The organism is Streptomyces sp. NPDC107546 (genome assembly GCF_055639175.1).
This window is the reverse complement of record NZ_JBVKBA010000032.1, coordinates 54680-70042: the sequence shown is the minus strand read 5'-3', so window position 1 is coordinate 70042 and position 15363 is coordinate 54680. Positions and strand designations below refer to the sequence as shown.

16 protein-coding genes are annotated in these 15363 nt (G+C 70.2%); 2 read left to right on the top strand and 14 right to left on the bottom strand.

The features are described 5' to 3' along the window. Positions 1 to 98: 98 nt before the first annotated feature. The 5 genes from ACZ7L1_RS32140 to ACZ7L1_RS32120 all read right to left on the bottom strand — a co-directional run bounded on the left by ACZ7L1_RS32140 (position 99) and on the right by ACZ7L1_RS32120 (position 4474). Positions 99 to 1256 carry an LLM class flavin-dependent oxidoreductase gene (locus ACZ7L1_RS32140; protein WP_471442194.1) on the bottom strand — a complete coding sequence of 386 codons (1158 nt, stop codon included), beginning with the start codon at positions 1254 to 1256 and terminating at the stop codon, positions 99 to 101. 33 nt (positions 1257 to 1289) lie between these two features. Beyond that, the gene (locus tag ACZ7L1_RS32135; protein WP_471442192.1) at positions 1290 to 2486 is read right to left on the bottom strand and encodes an SfnB family sulfur acquisition oxidoreductase; all 1197 of its coding nucleotides are present in this window, start codon (positions 2484 to 2486) and stop codon (positions 1290 to 1292) included. After that, entirely contained in the window at positions 2483 to 3040 is a 558-nt protein-coding gene (gene ssuE, locus ACZ7L1_RS32130) for an NADPH-dependent FMN reductase (RefSeq protein ID WP_471442190.1), read from the bottom strand. Before ssuE ends, ACZ7L1_RS32135 begins: the two co-directional genes overlap by 4 nt. Positions 3041 to 3081: 41 nt before the next feature. Then, complete coding sequence (gene sfnG / locus ACZ7L1_RS32125; protein WP_471442188.1) at positions 3082 to 4218, bottom strand: dimethylsulfone monooxygenase SfnG; 1137 nt, start codon at positions 4216 to 4218, stop codon at positions 3082 to 3084. Positions 4219 to 4393: 175 nt separating this feature from the next. Further along, a complete protein-coding gene (locus tag ACZ7L1_RS32120; RefSeq protein ID WP_361690182.1) occupies positions 4394 to 4474 on the bottom strand; it encodes a putative leader peptide in 81 nt (26 codons plus the stop codon). A 137-nt stretch (positions 4475 to 4611) separates the two neighbouring features. Between ACZ7L1_RS32120 and ACZ7L1_RS32115 the strand changes: the two genes are divergently transcribed. After that, entirely contained in the window at positions 4612 to 5538 is a 927-nt protein-coding gene (locus tag ACZ7L1_RS32115; RefSeq protein ID WP_471442186.1) for a LysR family transcriptional regulator, read from the top strand. A gap of 4 nt (positions 5539 to 5542) precedes the next feature. Further along, positions 5543 to 6046 (top strand): P-loop nucleotide/nucleoside kinase family protein, encoded by a 504-nt coding sequence (locus ACZ7L1_RS32110; RefSeq protein ID WP_471442184.1) that lies wholly within the window; start codon positions 5543 to 5545, stop codon positions 6044 to 6046. 392 nt (positions 6047 to 6438) lie between these two features. On the opposite strand, the gene ACZ7L1_RS32105 is transcribed toward ACZ7L1_RS32110, so the two are convergent. From ACZ7L1_RS32105 to ACZ7L1_RS32065, 9 genes are all read right to left on the bottom strand, one after another. Beyond that, positions 6439 to 7587, bottom strand: a complete 1149-nt coding sequence (locus ACZ7L1_RS32105) for an LLM class flavin-dependent oxidoreductase (RefSeq protein WP_471442182.1) — start codon at positions 7585 to 7587, stop codon at positions 6439 to 6441. Further along, complete coding sequence (locus tag ACZ7L1_RS32100; protein ID WP_471442180.1) at positions 7580 to 8671, bottom strand: LLM class flavin-dependent oxidoreductase; 1092 nt, start codon at positions 8669 to 8671, stop codon at positions 7580 to 7582. Before ACZ7L1_RS32100 ends, ACZ7L1_RS32105 begins: the two co-directional genes overlap by 8 nt. Beyond that, on the bottom strand, positions 8668 to 10047 hold the full coding sequence (locus ACZ7L1_RS32095; RefSeq protein WP_471442178.1) for an NtaA/DmoA family FMN-dependent monooxygenase: 1380 nt from the start codon (positions 10045 to 10047) through the stop codon (positions 8668 to 8670). Before ACZ7L1_RS32095 ends, ACZ7L1_RS32100 begins: the two co-directional genes overlap by 4 nt. A 21-nt stretch (positions 10048 to 10068) precedes the next feature. Then, a complete protein-coding gene (locus tag ACZ7L1_RS32090) occupies positions 10069 to 11319 on the bottom strand; it encodes an LLM class flavin-dependent oxidoreductase (protein WP_471442176.1) in 1251 nt (416 codons plus the stop codon). 75 nt (positions 11320 to 11394) lie between these two features. Beyond that, complete coding sequence (locus ACZ7L1_RS32085; protein ID WP_471442198.1) at positions 11395 to 11460, bottom strand: putative leader peptide; 66 nt, start codon at positions 11458 to 11460, stop codon at positions 11395 to 11397. An 80-nt stretch (positions 11461 to 11540) separates the two neighbouring features. Then, complete coding sequence (locus ACZ7L1_RS32080) at positions 11541 to 12266, bottom strand: GNAT family N-acetyltransferase (RefSeq protein WP_471442174.1); 726 nt, start codon at positions 12264 to 12266, stop codon at positions 11541 to 11543. A gap of 89 nt (positions 12267 to 12355) precedes the next feature. Next, positions 12356 to 13381, bottom strand: a complete 1026-nt coding sequence (locus ACZ7L1_RS32075; protein ID WP_471442172.1) for a transporter substrate-binding domain-containing protein — start codon at positions 13379 to 13381, stop codon at positions 12356 to 12358. 63 nt (positions 13382 to 13444) lie between these two features. Beyond that, positions 13445 to 14242, bottom strand: a complete 798-nt coding sequence (locus tag ACZ7L1_RS32070) for an amino acid ABC transporter ATP-binding protein (protein ID WP_471442170.1) — start codon at positions 14240 to 14242, stop codon at positions 13445 to 13447. Beyond that, entirely contained in the window at positions 14239 to 15219 is a 981-nt protein-coding gene (locus tag ACZ7L1_RS32065; RefSeq protein ID WP_471442168.1) for an amino acid ABC transporter permease, read from the bottom strand. The genes ACZ7L1_RS32070 and ACZ7L1_RS32065 overlap by 4 nt, the downstream gene beginning before the upstream one ends. Between the last annotated feature and the right edge of the window lie 144 nt (positions 15220 to 15363).

Here is a 15363-nt window from a genome sequence, read left to right as displayed (position 1 = left end):
TCCCACTCTGCGTTCGTCAGGTCTCCGCGTCCCATGCAGTCAGCCTGCCCCCAACACCTCACTCGCGGAGGGAGATCCGAGAAACAGCGCCTAGGTCATCACGCGGTCCCGGCACCGGCGAAGGGGACCTGGGCGGCGGGGGCCACCTGCTGCCCGTACGGGTGCCGCCACAGACCCTGCGCCTGAAGCTTCGGCAGCACGCCCTCGCCGAACCAGTACGCCTCCTCCAGATGCGGATACCCGGAGAAGATGAACTCCTCGATGCCCAGGGCCGCGTACTCCTTGATCCGCTCGGCGACCTCCTCGTGGCTGCCGACCAGAGCCGTGCCCGCGCCGCCGCGCACCAGGCCGATGCCCGCCCACAGGTTGGGATGGATCTCCAGCCCGTCCCCGCTCCCGCCCCCGTGCAGGGCCAGCATCCGCTGCTGGCCCTCCGACTCACTGCGGGCAAGCCCGGCCTGGACCCGCCGCACGGTCTCCGCGTCGAAGCCCGCCAGCAGCCGCTCCGCCTCGGCCCAGGCCTGCTCGGAGGTATCGCGGGTGATGACGTGCAGCCGGATGCCGAAGCGGACGCTGCGACCCTCCTGCGCGGCGAGCTTTCTGATCCAGGCGATCTTCTCGGCGACCTGGGCCGGCGGCTCGCCCCAGGTGAGGTAGACGTCGACATGCCTGGCGGCGACCTCTCCCGCGATGGGCGAGGAGCCCCCGAAGTACACCTCGGGAACGGGGTCGGGCAGCCGGGCGAGCCTGGCGTCCTCGACCTGGAGGTGCTCGCCGTGCAGATCGACGGTCTTGCCCTGCCACAGCCCCCGGACGATTTCCAGGAATTCTCCGGTACGGCGGTAGCGGGCGTCCTTGTCGAGGAAGTCGCCGTAGGCCCGCTGCTCGTGGCTCTCGCCGCCGGTTACGACGTTGAGCAGGAGCCGTCCGCCGGTCTGCCGCTGGAAGGTGGAGGCCATCTGGGCCGCGAGCGTCGGCGAGACGAAGCCGGGGCGGAAGGCGACGAGGAACTTCAGGCGTTCGGTGTGCTGGCTGACCATGGCGGTGGTCAGCCACGCGTCCTCGCACCAGGCGCCGGTCGGGGTGAGCGCGCCGACGAAACCCAGGTCTTCGGCGGCGCGGGCGATCTGGCTCAGGTAGGCGACCGTCGGCGGCCGGTCGCGCCCGGACTCCGTGGCGGGGGTGCCGTGGCCGCCGCCGACGACGTGGCGGCTGTCGCCGTTGGTGGGCAGGAACCAGTGGAAGGTGAGGGACACGTGGGGGCTCCGATCGGTGTTCGTCAGCGTTCGTCAGAGGAGGCCGTGGCGGGGCGGCCTGGTGCCGCCCAGCACGTAGCGGCCGATGTGCTGGACCTTCCAGCGGGCCGGGTCGTGCAGGGTGTGGGTGCGCGCGTCGCGCCAATGGCGGTGCAGGCCCAGGGAGTCGAGCGCCGAGCGGGTGCCGGAGACCTCGAACAGGGCGCTGGCGACCTCCACGGCGGCCTCGGCCGCCGTCACTTTCGCGGTGGCCACCGCGATCGAGGCCTCGGCGGCCGAGTCGTCAGTCAAATCGGCGCGGGCGTCGTCTACCGCGCGGGCGGCCTCGCGGAGCAACGCTTGGGCGGCCCGTTCTCTGATCGCCAGTTCGCCGAACCGCTGGATCAGCAGCGGATCCTCCGCGGCGGTCGCGTGCCCTTCGGCGGCGCTCTCGAACCAGGGGCGGCTCTTCGTACGGACGAACTCCACCGCCTCGGCCAGCGCCCCGGAGGCGATCCCGGCATCGATGGCCGCGTGCAGCAGCTGAGCCACCGCGCCGTGGAGTTGCGGGCCTTGGAACGTGAGGTGGTGCGGCACGACGCGGTCGGCGGGCACGGGCACCGACTCCAGGCGGACGGTTCCGCTGGCGGTGGTGCGCTGTCCCATGCCGTCCCAGTCGTCCACGACCGTGAGGCCGGGCGCGTCGCGCGGTACGTACGCCACCTGCAGGGTGTCGTCCTCGGTGCGGGCGAGGACGGGGATCCAGTGGGCGAACAGCGCGCCCGTGGAGTAGTGCTTGACGCCGTCGAGGACGTACGACCCGTCCGGGAGCCGGGCGAGGCGGGTGCGGATGTCCTGGACGTGTTGGGTGCCCGCCTCGGACTGTGCGTTGCCGAACCGCCTGCCCGCCAGGACCTCGCCGAAGAAGAACTCCTGCTGCTCGTCGGTCCCCTGCCGGCGCAGCACGCCCACGTACACGAAGTGGCTCTGCGGGATCTGGGCCAGGCTGGCGTCGGCGGCGGCCAGCAGTCGGAAGATCTCGGCGAGCGTGTCCGCACGGACGTCCGCGCCGCCGAACCGGGCGGGCACGGTGACGGCGAGCAGCCCGGAGGCGGACAGCCGCTCCAGCTCCGCGTGCGGGAGCCTGCGCCGCGCGTCCCGCTCGGTGGCCCCCTTGCGGAAGTCCGCGGCCAGCTCCGCGGCCACGGCAAGGGCCTCGGCGTCGTCCGCGATGACGTGCGCGGCGCTCATCCGGCGGCCGCCAGCAGCGTCGTCCGGCCGCCCAGCACGGCCGAGAACTGGTCCGTGACCTGCGCCAGCGCCTCGGCCGATCCCGGCGCGACGGTCAGCGTGCCGTCCTCGCCCACCGTGATGTCCTTGTCGAGGGTGAACCAGCCCGGCGTGATGTGCGCAGGACCCATGGAGGACAGGACCGGACGCAGGGCGTAGTCGATGGCCAGGACGTGGGCGGTGCTGCCGCCGGTGGCCAGCGGGAGGACCGTCTTGCCCGCCAGGGCGTACTGCGGCAGCAGGTCGAGCAGGGACTTCAGCAGCCCGGAGTAAGCGGCCTTGTAGACGGGGGTACCGATCACCACCCCGTCCGCCTGCTCGAACAGGGCGGTGGCCCGGACGATCGCCGGGTGACCGAAGTCGGCCCCGAGCAGCGCCTCGGCAGGCAGGGTACGAACGTCCAGCGCGATCACCTCGTGCCCCTGCGCGACGAGCCGCTCGTCCAGGTGGCGCAGCAGCCGAGCGGTGCGGGAGGTGGCGGAGGGGCTTCCGGAGACGGACAGGACGGTGGCCATGGGAGGACCTTTCGGTTCGTCGTTTCGTGTGCGGGCCGCGGTCAGGCGTGTGCGGCGGCGGGCTCGGACTCGGCTTCCAGTGCCTCCAGTTCGCGTACCAGGGGCAGCACCCGCTTGCCGAAGTACTCGACCTCCTCCAGGTAGTGCAGGAAGCCGAGGAGGAAGAGGTCGACGCCTAGCCGCTTGTAGGCGACGATCCGCTCGGCGATCTGCTCAGGGGTGCCGATCAGGCCCGTGCGGAAGCCGTCGTTGTACTGGACGAGGTCCTCGAAGGTGGAGTCCTGCCACATGCCCTTGCCGTCGCCGGTGGACAGACCGGCCTGCTGGACTGCGTCGCGGAAGCCGTGCACGGCCTGGGTGTCGGCCTTGGCGACGATCTCGCGGAGAGTCTCACGGGCCTCGGCCTCGGTGTCGCGGGCGATAAGGAAGCCGTTGAGGCCGAACTTCGGCGGGGTACGGCCCGCTTGGGCGGCGGAGGCACGGACGTCCTGGATCTGCTCGGTGACGCCGTCGAAGTCCTTGCCGTTGGAGAAGTACCAGTCGGAGACGCGGCCGGCCATGGCGCGGGCGGCGGTGGAGTTGCCGCCCTGGAAGATCTCCGGGTGCGGGCGCTCGGGGGTGTTCAGCGGCTTGGGCTTGAGGGAGAAGTCGCGCAACCGGTAGAAGTCACCGGCGAGTTCGGCGTGGTCCTCGGTCCAGATCTTCCGCAGAGCGCGGATGAACTCCTCGGAGCGCCGGTAGCGTTCGTCGTGCTCCAGCCAGGGCTCGCCGAGCGCGGTGAACTCGCCCTTGAACCAGCCACTGACCACGTTGACGGCGAAGCGGCCGTGCGACAAGTGGTCGGCGGTGGCGCCGAGCTTGGCGAGGACGCCCGGGTGCCACAGGCCGGGATGCACGGCGGCGATGACCTTGAGTCGCTGGGTGGCGAGCAGCAGGGCCAGGCTGAAACTGGTCGACTCGTGCTGGTACTCGGCACCGTAGCTGGCCATGTAGCGGACCTGGCTGAGCGCGTAGTCGAAGCCGTTGTTCTCGGCGAGGACGGCGAGTTCGCGGTTGTAGTCGTAGCCCCAGTCGGTGCGCTGCTCGACGGTGCTGGTGACGAGGCCGCCACTGACGTTCGGGACCCAGTAGGCGAAGCGGACGGGGTCGGATCCGGGGTGTGCGGAGGATGCGGACACGGGAACTCCTGGCAGGAGAATGCTGCGCGGGCAGGACGAATGAGCTCCGTGGAATTCAGGCACGCTGGAGCGGCGCATCCGGGAAATCCGTCGTCACGACGGAAACAAGCCGGGACCGGAATTCACGGAAGGAAGTCACGGAGGGAGCGGGTGGGAGGGTTTCCCTCAGGTGCGCTCAGGCTCGACAGCGACAGAAGGCGCTGGAGACACGCGCAAGGTCGACGTGGCGTCGCCGCGTGAGGTCCTGTCGCTTCATGCCATCGATCGAACCAGGAGGGAGTCCGGCCGGTCAAGAATGCCCGGATGTGATTCCACATGGTGAGAGTCGGTATTCACGAGGTTGTGACAGGGATTCCCTTGAACCCGGTCCCGAGAGGGCGCAGTCTCCTGTTCGTGCGTATCGAACAGCTCGAATACATCGCTGCCGTCACACGGCTCGGTTCGCTGCGGCGCGCCGCCGAGGAACTGCACCTGTCCCAGCCGGCGCTCAGCGAGACCGTACGCAATCTGGAGCGCGAGCTCGGCGTGGACCTGCTGGAGCGCAAGCGGTCCGGGGCGAAGATCAGCGACGACGGACGCGAGCTGCTGCCGCACATCATGAGCGTGCTGGACGCGGTCGACCGGCTGCGCGGCGCGGCCGGCGACCAGCACCGCATCAGCCGCATGGTCCGGCTCGGGACGGTGAACACGGCCACCGTGCCGCTGGTCATCCCGACCGTGCGCGAGTTCCGGGCCTCGCACCCCGTCACCCAGGTGGAGTTGGTCGGCGCGCAGCAGGCCGACATCCACCGCGGGCTGTTGGAGGGCGCCTTCGACCTGGGGCTGGTGAACTACCTCCGGGGCGACGACATGCCACCCGGCTTCGAGACGACGGAGTTGCTCTGCGGCCGGCCGGTGGTGTGCGTGCGTCCGGACAGTCCGCTGGCGGCCCTGGATGCGGTGGACGCGGACAGTCTTCTGGCCGAGCCGCTGGTCGTGATGCGGTCCGGCTATGTGATGCACCGTTTCGTGCACCGGCTGCTGCGCGGCCGGACTCCGTCCTTCTCGTACTCCACCGACGGCGCGGAGATGGGCAAACTGATGGTGGCCGAGGGGCTGGGGGCCACGGTGCTGCCCGACTTCAGCGTCGTCGGCGACCCGCTGGAACGACGGGGCGCGATCACTGTGCGGCCGCTCGCGGGGGATGCGACCGACGTACTGCTGGTACTGCAGCGCCGCCATTCCGGCTCCGTTCCGCGGGCGGTCCGCGACCTGCACGAGCTCTTCGTGCGCAACGCCCAGGGGTACGGCGCTTCTTCGCGACGTCTGACGGAGGGGTGATCCTGTGCTCATCGTCATGGGCGGCCTGCCCGGCACCGGCAAGACCACCCTCGCCCGTCTCCTGGCGGCCCGGATCGGTGCGGTGCATCTGCGGGTCGACACCATCGAGCAGGCGATCGTCCGTTCCGGGCTGGCACAGCACCCCGTCGGACCGGCCGGTTACGTCGTCGGATACGCCCTGGCCGAGGAACATCTGCGGCAGGGGCTGACCGTGATCGCGGAGTCGGTCAACCCGCTGCGCGTGACGCGTGACGCCTGGCGGGCCACGGCCGTCGGGGCGGGTGTGTCTGTCCTCGAGGTGGAGGTGGTCTGCTCCGACCAGGCCGAGCACCGGCTCCGCGTGACCTCACGGTCCGTCGACATTCCGGACCTGCCGTTGCCGGACTGGCCGCAGGTCGTCGACCGGGAGTACGAGCCGTGGGAACGCGAGCGCGTCGTCGTCGACACCGCGAGACAGAGCCCGCGACAGTCGCTGACTCTGCTCCTCCGCGGCCTGGCATCGGGCTGACCGGTACCGGGCGGCTGTGCGAGCGCCCGGCTCGGCCAAGTCGTCGCGTGCGTCCAGCGGTTCAAGCACCTCGATGTCGGGATCGAAGTCGAGGCGCTGGGCCGCGAGCGGAGAGCCTCGGCGAAGGACGGACACGAGGTCGTCTCAGCATGGTTGTCTTCACCCGCTTCTGGCGAGGATGCCCCGGTGGTCACGCCGGGGAGGAATCGCCTCATGTGGTTGCGACGCGGAGCGTCGCCGTGTCTGTTCTGTGCAGGGCGCGGAGCGCCCGCATGGCTGCCCGGCGGAGCCGAGGAAATGCGTGCAAATAAGGTCTTCCGCTGTCGGCGCGGTGACGAGGCGGGCCGCGCCGAAGCGTCGCGTGCAGCCGGTCGGTGGGATACTCCCGAGCATCAGCTCGGCTGGAAGGAGTGTCCCCGTCGGCGCCAATCCTCCGCGAGCAGTTCGTAGGAACGGACCCGGTCCGCGTGGTCGTGGGTGATCGTCGTGATGAGCAGCTCGTCCGCGCCCGTGGCCTCCTGGAGTTGTTCCAGCTGGTCGGCCACCCGACCCGGTGAGCCGACGAACTGGGTGTCGAGGCGGTCCTGGACGAGGGCCCGGTCCTCGTCGGTCCAGGTGTGGGTCCGCGCTTCCTCAGGCGTCGGGTACTCGATGGCGCCCTCGGCGGTGCGGATGCTGCGTACCCACAGGCCGTAGCCGGCGGCGAGGTCGCGGGCGGTGGCGTCGTTCTCGGCGACGACGACGTCCGCCGAGACGCTGACGTACGGCTTGTCGAGGAACTCGGAAGGCTGGAAGAAGGACCGGTAACCGTCCACCGCCTCCAGGACCGTGGCCGGGCTGACGTGGTAGTTCGCCGCGAACCGCAGACCGTTGCGGCCGGCGACAGCGGCGCTTTGACCACCGCTGCTGCCCAGGATCCACACCTCCACATCGGCGCCCTCCCCCGGCACGACGTGCGCCTCGGCGCCCTCCGGGGAACGGTAGGTGCCGGCGAGCAGGGCGAGGATGTCGTCGATCTGCTCCGCGTAGTCCTGTGACTCGGCGCCCGGCAGTAGAAGCAGCCTGCGCTGCAGCGCGATGCGGGGTGACCCGAGCAGATGCTCGAAGGAGAAGCGGGGCGGGATCAACAGGCCGTTCGGGGTGCGGCCGTCGAGAACCGGGGTCGCCGTCGGCAACGGTGCGGCCGGCTGTCCCGGCGGGCGGCCGCCCGAGCGGCCCAGGCCCAGGTCGAAGCGGCCCGGGTGCAGTGCGTCGAGCAGGCCGAACTCCTCCACGGTGGACAGCGCCGTGCGGTGCCCGAGCTGCACGGCCCCGGAGCCGAGCCGGATGGTGGAGGTGGCGGATGCGGTCAGGGCCAGGACGACTGCGGGGGACGTGCCGGCCACGCCCGGATTGAGGTGGTGCTCGGCGAACCAGTAGCGGGCATATCCGAAGCGCTCGGTCTGCTGTGCGAGGTCGATGGAGTTGCGCAGGGCATCGGCTGCCGTCGAGCCGGAGGGGATCGGGACCAGGTCGAGAACGCCGAGGGCAATATCAGACATGGACGGACTCCTGGGTGAGCGGTGGGGCCGGATGCACGGGTCCCCATACGAACGGCGGGTCCGGGATCTCGCGGCGCAGCACGGGGGCGACCTTGGACTGGAACAGCTCGAGGGAGGCGCGGTGCTGGGACTCCGTCAGCCCGCTCGCGTCGGCGTGCAGGTGGAGCACGGTGTGGCCGAACTGTTCGTGGTAGCGGTGCACCTTGTCGATGACCTGTTGCGGGCTGCCGATCAGAGCGGAGCTGCGTTCGACGAAGTCCTCCAGGGTCTCGAAGACGACCGGCAGGCCCGCCTGCTTGAAGAAGGCCAGGTTGGACTCGAAGACCGGCCGGTATGCGGCGAGGGCCTGCTGGGAGGTGGGTGCGACGTGGATGCCCGCCGTGCCCGCGCCGACGGTGATCTGCGCCGGGTCGTGGCCGTAGTGCTCCCAGCGCTCGCGGTAGTGGCGGATCAGCTCGGCGTATGGCTTTATGGGGTGGGTGACGTTCGCCGAGAAGAGCGGGTCGCCGTAGCGGGCGGCCAGGTCGACCGACTCCTTGCTGGTCGCGCTGCCGTGCCAGACCCGGACCGGTCGCTGATACGGCCGCGGCCACACCTCGGCGTCCGTCAGCGGCGGGCGGAAGCGGGTGTCGGCGGTGACCTTGTCCTGGCGCCAGATCTTCCGGAAGACCTCGTAGCTCTCGGCGTTGCGGTCCCACTGGTCCTCGGGCGTGACGTGGAACAGGTCGCGCTGGGCGGCGCCGTTGCCCTTGCCGATGATCAGGTCGAGGCGCCCGTTGGACAGGTGGTCGAGGGTGGCGTAGTCCTCGTATGCCCGGACCGGGTCCAGCAGGCTGAGCGTCGTGACGGCCGTGAACAGGCGGATCCGCTTCGTAAGGGCGGCCACATGGCTGAGTACGACGGTCGGCGAGGAGGAAATGAACGGCCGCTCGTGGCGCTCCCCCACGCCGAAGCCGTCGAAGCCCAGCTCCTCGGCGAGCAGCGCGTTGTCGAGGACCTCGCGGAAGCGGTCGTGGGTCGACTTCTGTACCCCGGTGATGGGATCCGGACGGTGCACGATCAGTGTGATGGCGAGGAATTTCACGACGCCACCCGCTCCTCGCCCCGCAGATCGTCCGGGTGGGTGAGGCCGAGGTGGTGGCGGAGGGTCGGGCCCTCGTAGTCGGTGCGGAAGACGCCCTGTTCCTGCAGGATCGGTACGACCTTGTCGGCGAAGTCGTCGAGGCCGGTGGGGGTGATGTGCGGGACGAGGATGAAGCCGTCACTCGCGTTCGCCTGGACGTACTCGTTGATGGTCTTGGCCACGGTCGCCGGGGAGCCGATGAAGTTCTGGCGGTTGCCCGTCTCGATGACCAGGTCGCGGATCGACCAGTTGTTGGCCGCGGCCAGCTCGCGCCACTCGCGGGCGGTGGCCAGCGGGTCACGGTACATGCGCACCTGCGCGCGGCCCTTGGAGATGTGGTCCGCGCTGACGTCCGGGTCGATGTCGGGCAGCGGGCCCTCGGGATCGTAGGAGGACAGGTCCCGGTTCCAGACGAACTCCAGGTGCTTGAGGGCGGTGGCCCCGCTGACCTGCTGGCGGCGCACCTCCTTGGCCAGTTCCCCGGCCTCTTCGTCGGTGTCGGCGAGGACGAAGCTCGCGGCGGGCAGGATGAGCAGTTCGTCGTGGCGGCGGCCGTACTTGGCGAGGCGGTTCTTGACGTCCGTGTAGAAGGCCCGGCCGCCCTCCAGGGTTGCGTGGCGGCTGAAGATGGCGTCGGCGGAGGAGGCGGCGAACTCGCGGCCCTCCTCGGAGTCGCCGGCCTGGAAGATAACCGGGCGGCCCTGCGGTGAGCGTGGGACGTTGAACTGGCCGTGGATGTCGAAGTGCTGCCCGCTGTGGACGAAGGATCCGGCCTTCGCGTCCCTCAGGAAGACGCCCGTGGCCGGGTCGGCGAGGATCTCGTCGCCGTGCCAGGAGTCGAAGAGCTCGTTCGCGGTGGCCAGGAACTCCTTGGCGCGGGAGTAGCGGTCCTCCTGTGGCAGGAAGCCGCCGCGGCGGAAGTTCTCGCCGGTGAAGGCGTCCCAGGAGGTGACCACGTTCCAGGCGGAGCGGCCGCCGGAGAGGTGGTCGAGGCTGGCGAACTGGCGGGCCACCTCATAGGGCTCGTTGAAGGTGGAGTTGATGGTGCCGGTCAGGCCGAGGTGTTCGGTGACGGCGGCAAGCGCGGCGAGGACGGTGAAGGTGTCGGGGCGGCCGACCACGTCCAAGTCGTAGATCTTCCCGCCCTGTTCGCGCAGCCTGAGGCCCTCGGCGAGGAACAGGAAGTCGAACCTGGCGCGCTCGGCGGTGCGCGCGAAATGGGCGAAGGAGCTGAACTCGATGTGGCTGCCGGCGGCCGGGTCGCTCCACACGGTGGTGTTGTTGACGCCGGGGAAGTGCGCGGCCAGATGGATCTGCTTCAGTGGCTTGCTGGTCATGTCGGTGCGGGTCCTTCCGGCTCAGGCGGTCGCTGCAGCGTAGCGGTTGGCGGGACGGGGCAGGCCCAGCAGGCCGCGGAGGGTGTCGGCTTCGTAGGCGGTGCGGAAGGCGCCCCGGCGCTGGAGTTCGGGGACGAGGCCCCGGGTGATGGCCGGCAGGTCGTGTCCGGCGACGGCGGGCCGCAGCCGGAAGCCGCTCAGCCCCTCCGCCGCCAACTCCTGAAGCAGATCGGCGAGTTGTGCGGGAGTTCCGGTGAAGATCCGGGCGTCGCTGGTGTACGGCTCGCCCGCGAGGGCGTCGAGCCGTGCGCGTCGGTCCTCGGCGGCGCCCTGGTCGTCGTCGAGGAGGACCACCAAGTCACCGAAGATGTGCAGGAGTTCGCCGGAACGCCCGGCCGTCTCCTGCTCGGCACGGATCTCGGCGACGATCGCGCGGGCCTGCTCGGCGTCGTGCGGGGTGACGTAGCCGACGTCCGCCTGGCGGGCCACGAGCCGGTACGGGACGGTCTGGTGGGCGAGGGCGGTGACCAGCGGCTGGCCCTGGGGCGGGCGCGGGGTGATGGACGGGCCCTTGACGCTGAAGAACCGGCCCTCGAAGTCGATGTAGTGCAGCTTGTCCCGGTCGACGAAGCGGCCGGTGGCCACGTCCCGGATCTCGGCGTCGTCCTCCCAGCTGTCCCACAGCCGACGCACGACCTCGACGTAGTCGGCGGCCTCGTCGAACAGATCGGTGAGACGCTCCTGCCCGGCCGGCGTCTGCAACTCCTCCAGGCTGATCGGCGGGAAGGTGCGGCGGCCGAAGTGGTCGGCCTCGTGCGGGCGGGCGCTGATCTGGACGCGCAGGCCCGCGCGGCCGGTGCTGACGTAGTCGAGGGTGGCGATCGCCTTGGAGATGTGGAACGGCTCCGTGTGGGTGGCGACCACAGTCGGCACCAGGCCGATGTGCCGGGTGAGAGGTGCGATGCGGGACGCGATCAGCACGGCGTCCAGGCGGCCGCGGACCTGGTCGGTGCGGCCGTCCAGTTCGCCGATGGGGGTCCCCCCGGTTGAGCGAAGTCGAGACTGGGGGAGCGAGGACTGCAGGCCGAGTCCGTCCTCGAAGGTGACGAAGTCGAGCAGACCGCGCTCGGCCTCGGCGACCAGGTCGGCCCAGTAGCCGGCGGTGAACAGGTCCAGGGGGCGGGCCACTTGCTCGCGCCAGGAGGCGGGGTGCCAGCCGGTGCCGTCCAGGGCGACGGCAAGGTGCAGGTGGGAAGCGGGAGTTGAGGACACAAGGGGCCTTCCTGGAGGTCCGTACGAGATCGCCGGCCCGCGGGAATCGGGGCGCACGGCGCTGGGGAAACGGGGTCAGGAGCTACAGAGCGCGCCGGCCACGCGCTGCAGGTCGATGTGGGGCCGGGAGTGGAGGCGCACGGCACGGAGTACACGTGTCACGTGTCGCACCTCCGTCCGAGCGGTCCGAACAATCGCCTTCGACAAGGACAACGGCACGGCTATGCCGTTTCTTCCAGCGCGGCGGCTCCGGTGTGCCGGACGAGCGAGAAGACGGTACGGCGGCGCAGGGTGAAGCCGATCGACTCGTACAGCCGGATCGCGTTCGCGTTGGTGGCCGCGGCGTGCAGGAAGGGGCGTTCGCCTCGCTCCTTGATGCCGGCGGCGACCGCGCGGACCAGCCGGGTGGCCAGGCCCCGGCCGCGGTGGGCGGGGTCGGTGCACACGGCACTGATCTCCGTCCAGCCGGGCGGGTGCAGCCGCTCGCCGGCCAGGGCGATCAGCCGGCCCTGGTGACGGATGCCGAGGTAGGTGCCCAGTTCGACGGTGCGGGGCAGATAGGGGCCCGGCTCGGTGCGGGCGACCAGGTCCAGGATCTCGGGCACGTCGTCGGTCCCGAGCCGTACGGCCTCGGGGTCGGGCTCCGCGCGCAGGGCGGTGTCCACGAGCTGGACGCCGTGCCCCGTGCGCACGACCTCCCAGCCCTCCGCCGCCTCGGTCACGCCCCGCACCGAAGCGGTGCCGCCGGGGCCGACGAGCGCGGCGAGGTCGGCCCAGGCGCGCGGGTCGTCCTCGTCGGAGACGGCGTAGAAGGGAGCCACGTCCTGGTGATAGCGAGCGGCGTGGCCGATGCGTTCGGCGAAGTGGGCGTGGGGGCCGGTGAGCGCGGCCCAGGCGGGGTTGTCCAGGATGTGCGAGGAACTGGTGTCGAGGGTGGTGACGGACATGGTGTGGCGGTCTCCGGGGTGCGGCTCGGGGTGTCCAGCGCGCGGGGACTCCATCGCGGGGCGACGGTGGAGTCCCCGGCGCACGGTGGTCAGGAGTTGTCGAGCGGCAGGCCCGGCGGGTTGACCTCGGACTTGGCGACGGCCTCGTTGGAGAGGTTGTACGCCTTGAGCCACTCGGCGTACTGACCGTGCTTGATCAGGTAGTTGATGGCGTCGGCGAGCGGCTTGGCCAGGCCGCTGTCCTTCTTCGCCGTTGCCGCGATCAGGCCCTGCAGGTTCGCGCCCGCGCCGGAGTAGGTGCCCGCGGTGCGGGTGGCGTTGGGCGTGTTGGCCACCTGACGGTTGTGGTAGGCGAAACCGGGGTTGGGGCCGAAGGAGGCGTCTACCTTGCCGCTGTTCAGGGCCAGGTAGGTGCTGGTGCTGTCCTGGAAGTACTTGACGGTGAGCTTCTTGCCCTCCTTGGCCAGCTTGTCCTTCCACTCGAGGAGGATCTTCTCCTGGTTGGTGCCGGAGGCGACGGCGATCGTCTTGCCGGCGAGGTTCTCGTAGTTGCCGTCGAAGTTCCAGGTGCTCTTCTTCGGCACGATGAAGGCGAGGTTGTCCTGCCGGTAGGAGGCGAACTCGTACTTCTTCTTGCGCTCCTCGGTGTCGGTGACGTTGGAGAAGGCCACGTCGACCTTGCCGCTGTCGATGCCGACGAACAGGTTCTCCCACGTGGAGTTCTTCACCTCGGGCTTGAGACCGAACACCGCGGCGACCAGGCGGCCGAGGTCGGGCTCAGAGCCGGTGAGGGTCTTCTGGTCGTTGCCGACGTACGCCAGCGGCGGGAACCCGGCGGGCAGGGCACCGATGCCGATCTCCAGCTTGCCGCTCTTCTTGACGGCGGCGGGCAGTTCGGCGCTGATGGACTTGACCTCGGAGACCTTGATGGTGGTCTGGGTGGCGGCGCCGTTGGAGACACGTCCGATGACGACCTCGCCGGACTTGGCGCTGTCGGTGGCGGTGGCCGCGTCGCTGTTGCCACCGCAGGCGGCGAGCCCGGTGGCCAGGGAGGCGACGGCGGTCGCCGCGGTGATGCCGCGTATCAGGCTGCGTCGGGTGAACTGGGTGGGCATGGCCGTTCCTTGTCGCTGAAGGTGATGAGGGTGGCGTGGGGGGAGGTCTGGGGGTGCGGAGGGTCAGAGGACCTTGCTGAGGAAGTCCCTGGTCCGCTCGTGCCGGGGGTTGTCGAGGATCTCGGAGGGCGGGCCCTGCTCGACGATCTTGCCGCCGTCGATGAAGACGACCCGGTCGGCGATCTCGCGGGCGAAGCCGATCTCGTGGGTGACGATGATGAGGGTGGTGCCGCTGGTCGCCAGGTCCTTGATGACGGCGAGGACCTCACCGACGAGCTCGGGGTCGAGGGCGGAGGTGGGCTCGTCGAAGAGGATGACTCCGGGGCGCAGGGCGAGGGCTCGGGCGATGGCGACGCGCTGCTGCTGGCCGCCGGAGAGCTGGCGCGGGTAGGCGGCGGTCTTGTCGGCGAGGCCGACCCGGTCGAGGAGTTCGCGGGCGAGTTTCTGGGCCTCGGGCTTGCCGAGCTTCCCGGTGGCGACGGGCGCGGCAGCGACGTTGTCCAGCACGGTCAGGTGCGGGAACAGGTTGAAGTTCTGGAAGACGAAGCCGATCCGGCTGCGCTGGGTGAGGATGGCCCGCTCGCTCAGCTCTTTGAGGCGGTCGCCGTGCCGCTTCACACCGATCGGCTCGCCGTTGACGCTGACGTAGCCGATCTCGGGCTTCTCCAGGTGGTTGATGACCCGCAGCAGCGTGGACTTGCCGGAACCGGACGGGCCGAGGATCACGGTGATCTCGCCGGGCCGGACCGTCAGGTCGACGCCGTTCAGCACCCGGTGGGTGCCGTACCACTTGTGCACGTCGTGGACCACGACGGTGGCGGCCTCGACGTCCGCCAGGGCCTCGATGGTGTCGGCGGTCATACGGCGGCCTCCCGGCGGATACGGGCCCGCAGGTCGGTGAGCCCGGTGCGGAGCTTCTGCAGCGGCGTCGGCGGCAGGCTGCGGGTGGCACCGCGGGCGTAGTACCGCTCGACGTAGAACTGGACGACGGAGACGACGCTGGTCAGGATCAGGTACCAGACGGTGACGACCAGCAGCAGCGGCACGATGTCGCCGGGGTAGGTGGAACCCATGGTCTGCGCGGAGCCGAACAGGTCGAGCAGGGAGACGTAGAAGACCAGCGAGGTGCCCTTGATCAGGCCGATGAGCTGGTTGACGTAGTTCGGGATGATCGAGCGCAGCGCCTGCGGGAAGACGATCCTGCGGAACTGGTAGCCCTTCGGCAGGCCCAGCGCCGCGGCCGCCTCGTGCTGGCCCTGGTCGACGGAGAGGATCCCGCCGCGGACCACCTCGGCCGCGTAGGCCGCCTCGTTGAGGCTGAGGCCGACGACCGCGACGACCATGTCGGTGGCGAGTCTCGACTCGTCGAAGGAGAAGAAGGCCGGGCCGAAGGGGATGCCGACGCTCAACGTCTTGTACAGGGCGCTGAAGTTGTAGAGGAAGATCAGCACCACGATGAGCGGGATCGAGCGCAGCGCCCAGACGTAGGTCCAGCTGATCGCGCGCAGCACCGGGCTTTTCGAGAGCCGGCCCAGTGCGAGCACGATGCCGCCGACAAGACCTAGCACCGCACTGTAGGCGGTGACTTCGAGGGTGATCACGAGGCCGTCGAGGATGGTGGGGCGCAGGAACCAGTAACTCCAGCGGTCCCACTGGTAGAAGGAGTTGGTGACCAGTCCGTGCACGAACTGGGCGACCAGGACCAGTACGACCGCGGTGGCGATCCAGCGTCCGGGGCGCCGCAGCGGCAGAACTCGCTGTGCGCTGAGGGGCTTTGACGGTTCGTCGGCGGTCGGCGCCTCGGCGAGGATGACGGTGGCTCCAGGGGGTTCACTCATGGTGGGCTCCGGCTGGGTGGGAACATCCCGGAAGCACGGCGGCATGCGGCGGCGCACACGACGGCGAGGTACCGGGCGGGGAGGGCAACGGCACACCGCGGGCGCGGTGTTCGTCAGGAAGTGCGGGGACTGCGGGGAGGTGTC

Excerpts from the sequence above, each read along its gene's own strand:
- ACZ7L1_RS32135 (WP_471442192.1), bottom strand. The coding sequence starts at position 2,486 with ATGAGCGCCGCGCACGTCATCGCGGACGACGCCGAGGCCCTTGCCGTG.
- ssuE (WP_471442190.1), bottom strand. The coding sequence starts at position 3,040 with ATGGCCACCGTCCTGTCCGTCTCCGGAAGCCCCTCCGCCACCTCCCGC.
- ACZ7L1_RS32120 (WP_361690182.1), bottom strand. The coding sequence starts at position 4,474 with ATGAAGCGACAGGACCTCACGCGGCGACGCCACGTCGACCTTGCGCGT.
- ACZ7L1_RS32105 (WP_471442182.1), bottom strand. The coding sequence starts at position 7,587 with ATGTCTGATATTGCCCTCGGCGTTCTCGACCTGGTCCCGATCCCCTCC.
- ACZ7L1_RS32095 (WP_471442178.1), bottom strand. The coding sequence starts at position 10,047 with ATGACCAGCAAGCCACTGAAGCAGATCCATCTGGCCGCGCACTTCCCC.
- ACZ7L1_RS32080 (WP_471442174.1), bottom strand. The coding sequence starts at position 12,266 with ATGTCCGTCACCACCCTCGACACCAGTTCCTCGCACATCCTGGACAAC.
- ACZ7L1_RS32075 (WP_471442172.1), bottom strand. The coding sequence starts at position 13,381 with ATGCCCACCCAGTTCACCCGACGCAGCCTGATACGCGGCATCACCGCG.
- ACZ7L1_RS32070 (WP_471442170.1), bottom strand. The coding sequence starts at position 14,242 with ATGACCGCCGACACCATCGAGGCCCTGGCGGACGTCGAGGCCGCCACC.
- ACZ7L1_RS32065 (WP_471442168.1), bottom strand. The coding sequence starts at position 15,219 with ATGAGTGAACCCCCTGGAGCCACCGTCATCCTCGCCGAGGCGCCGACC.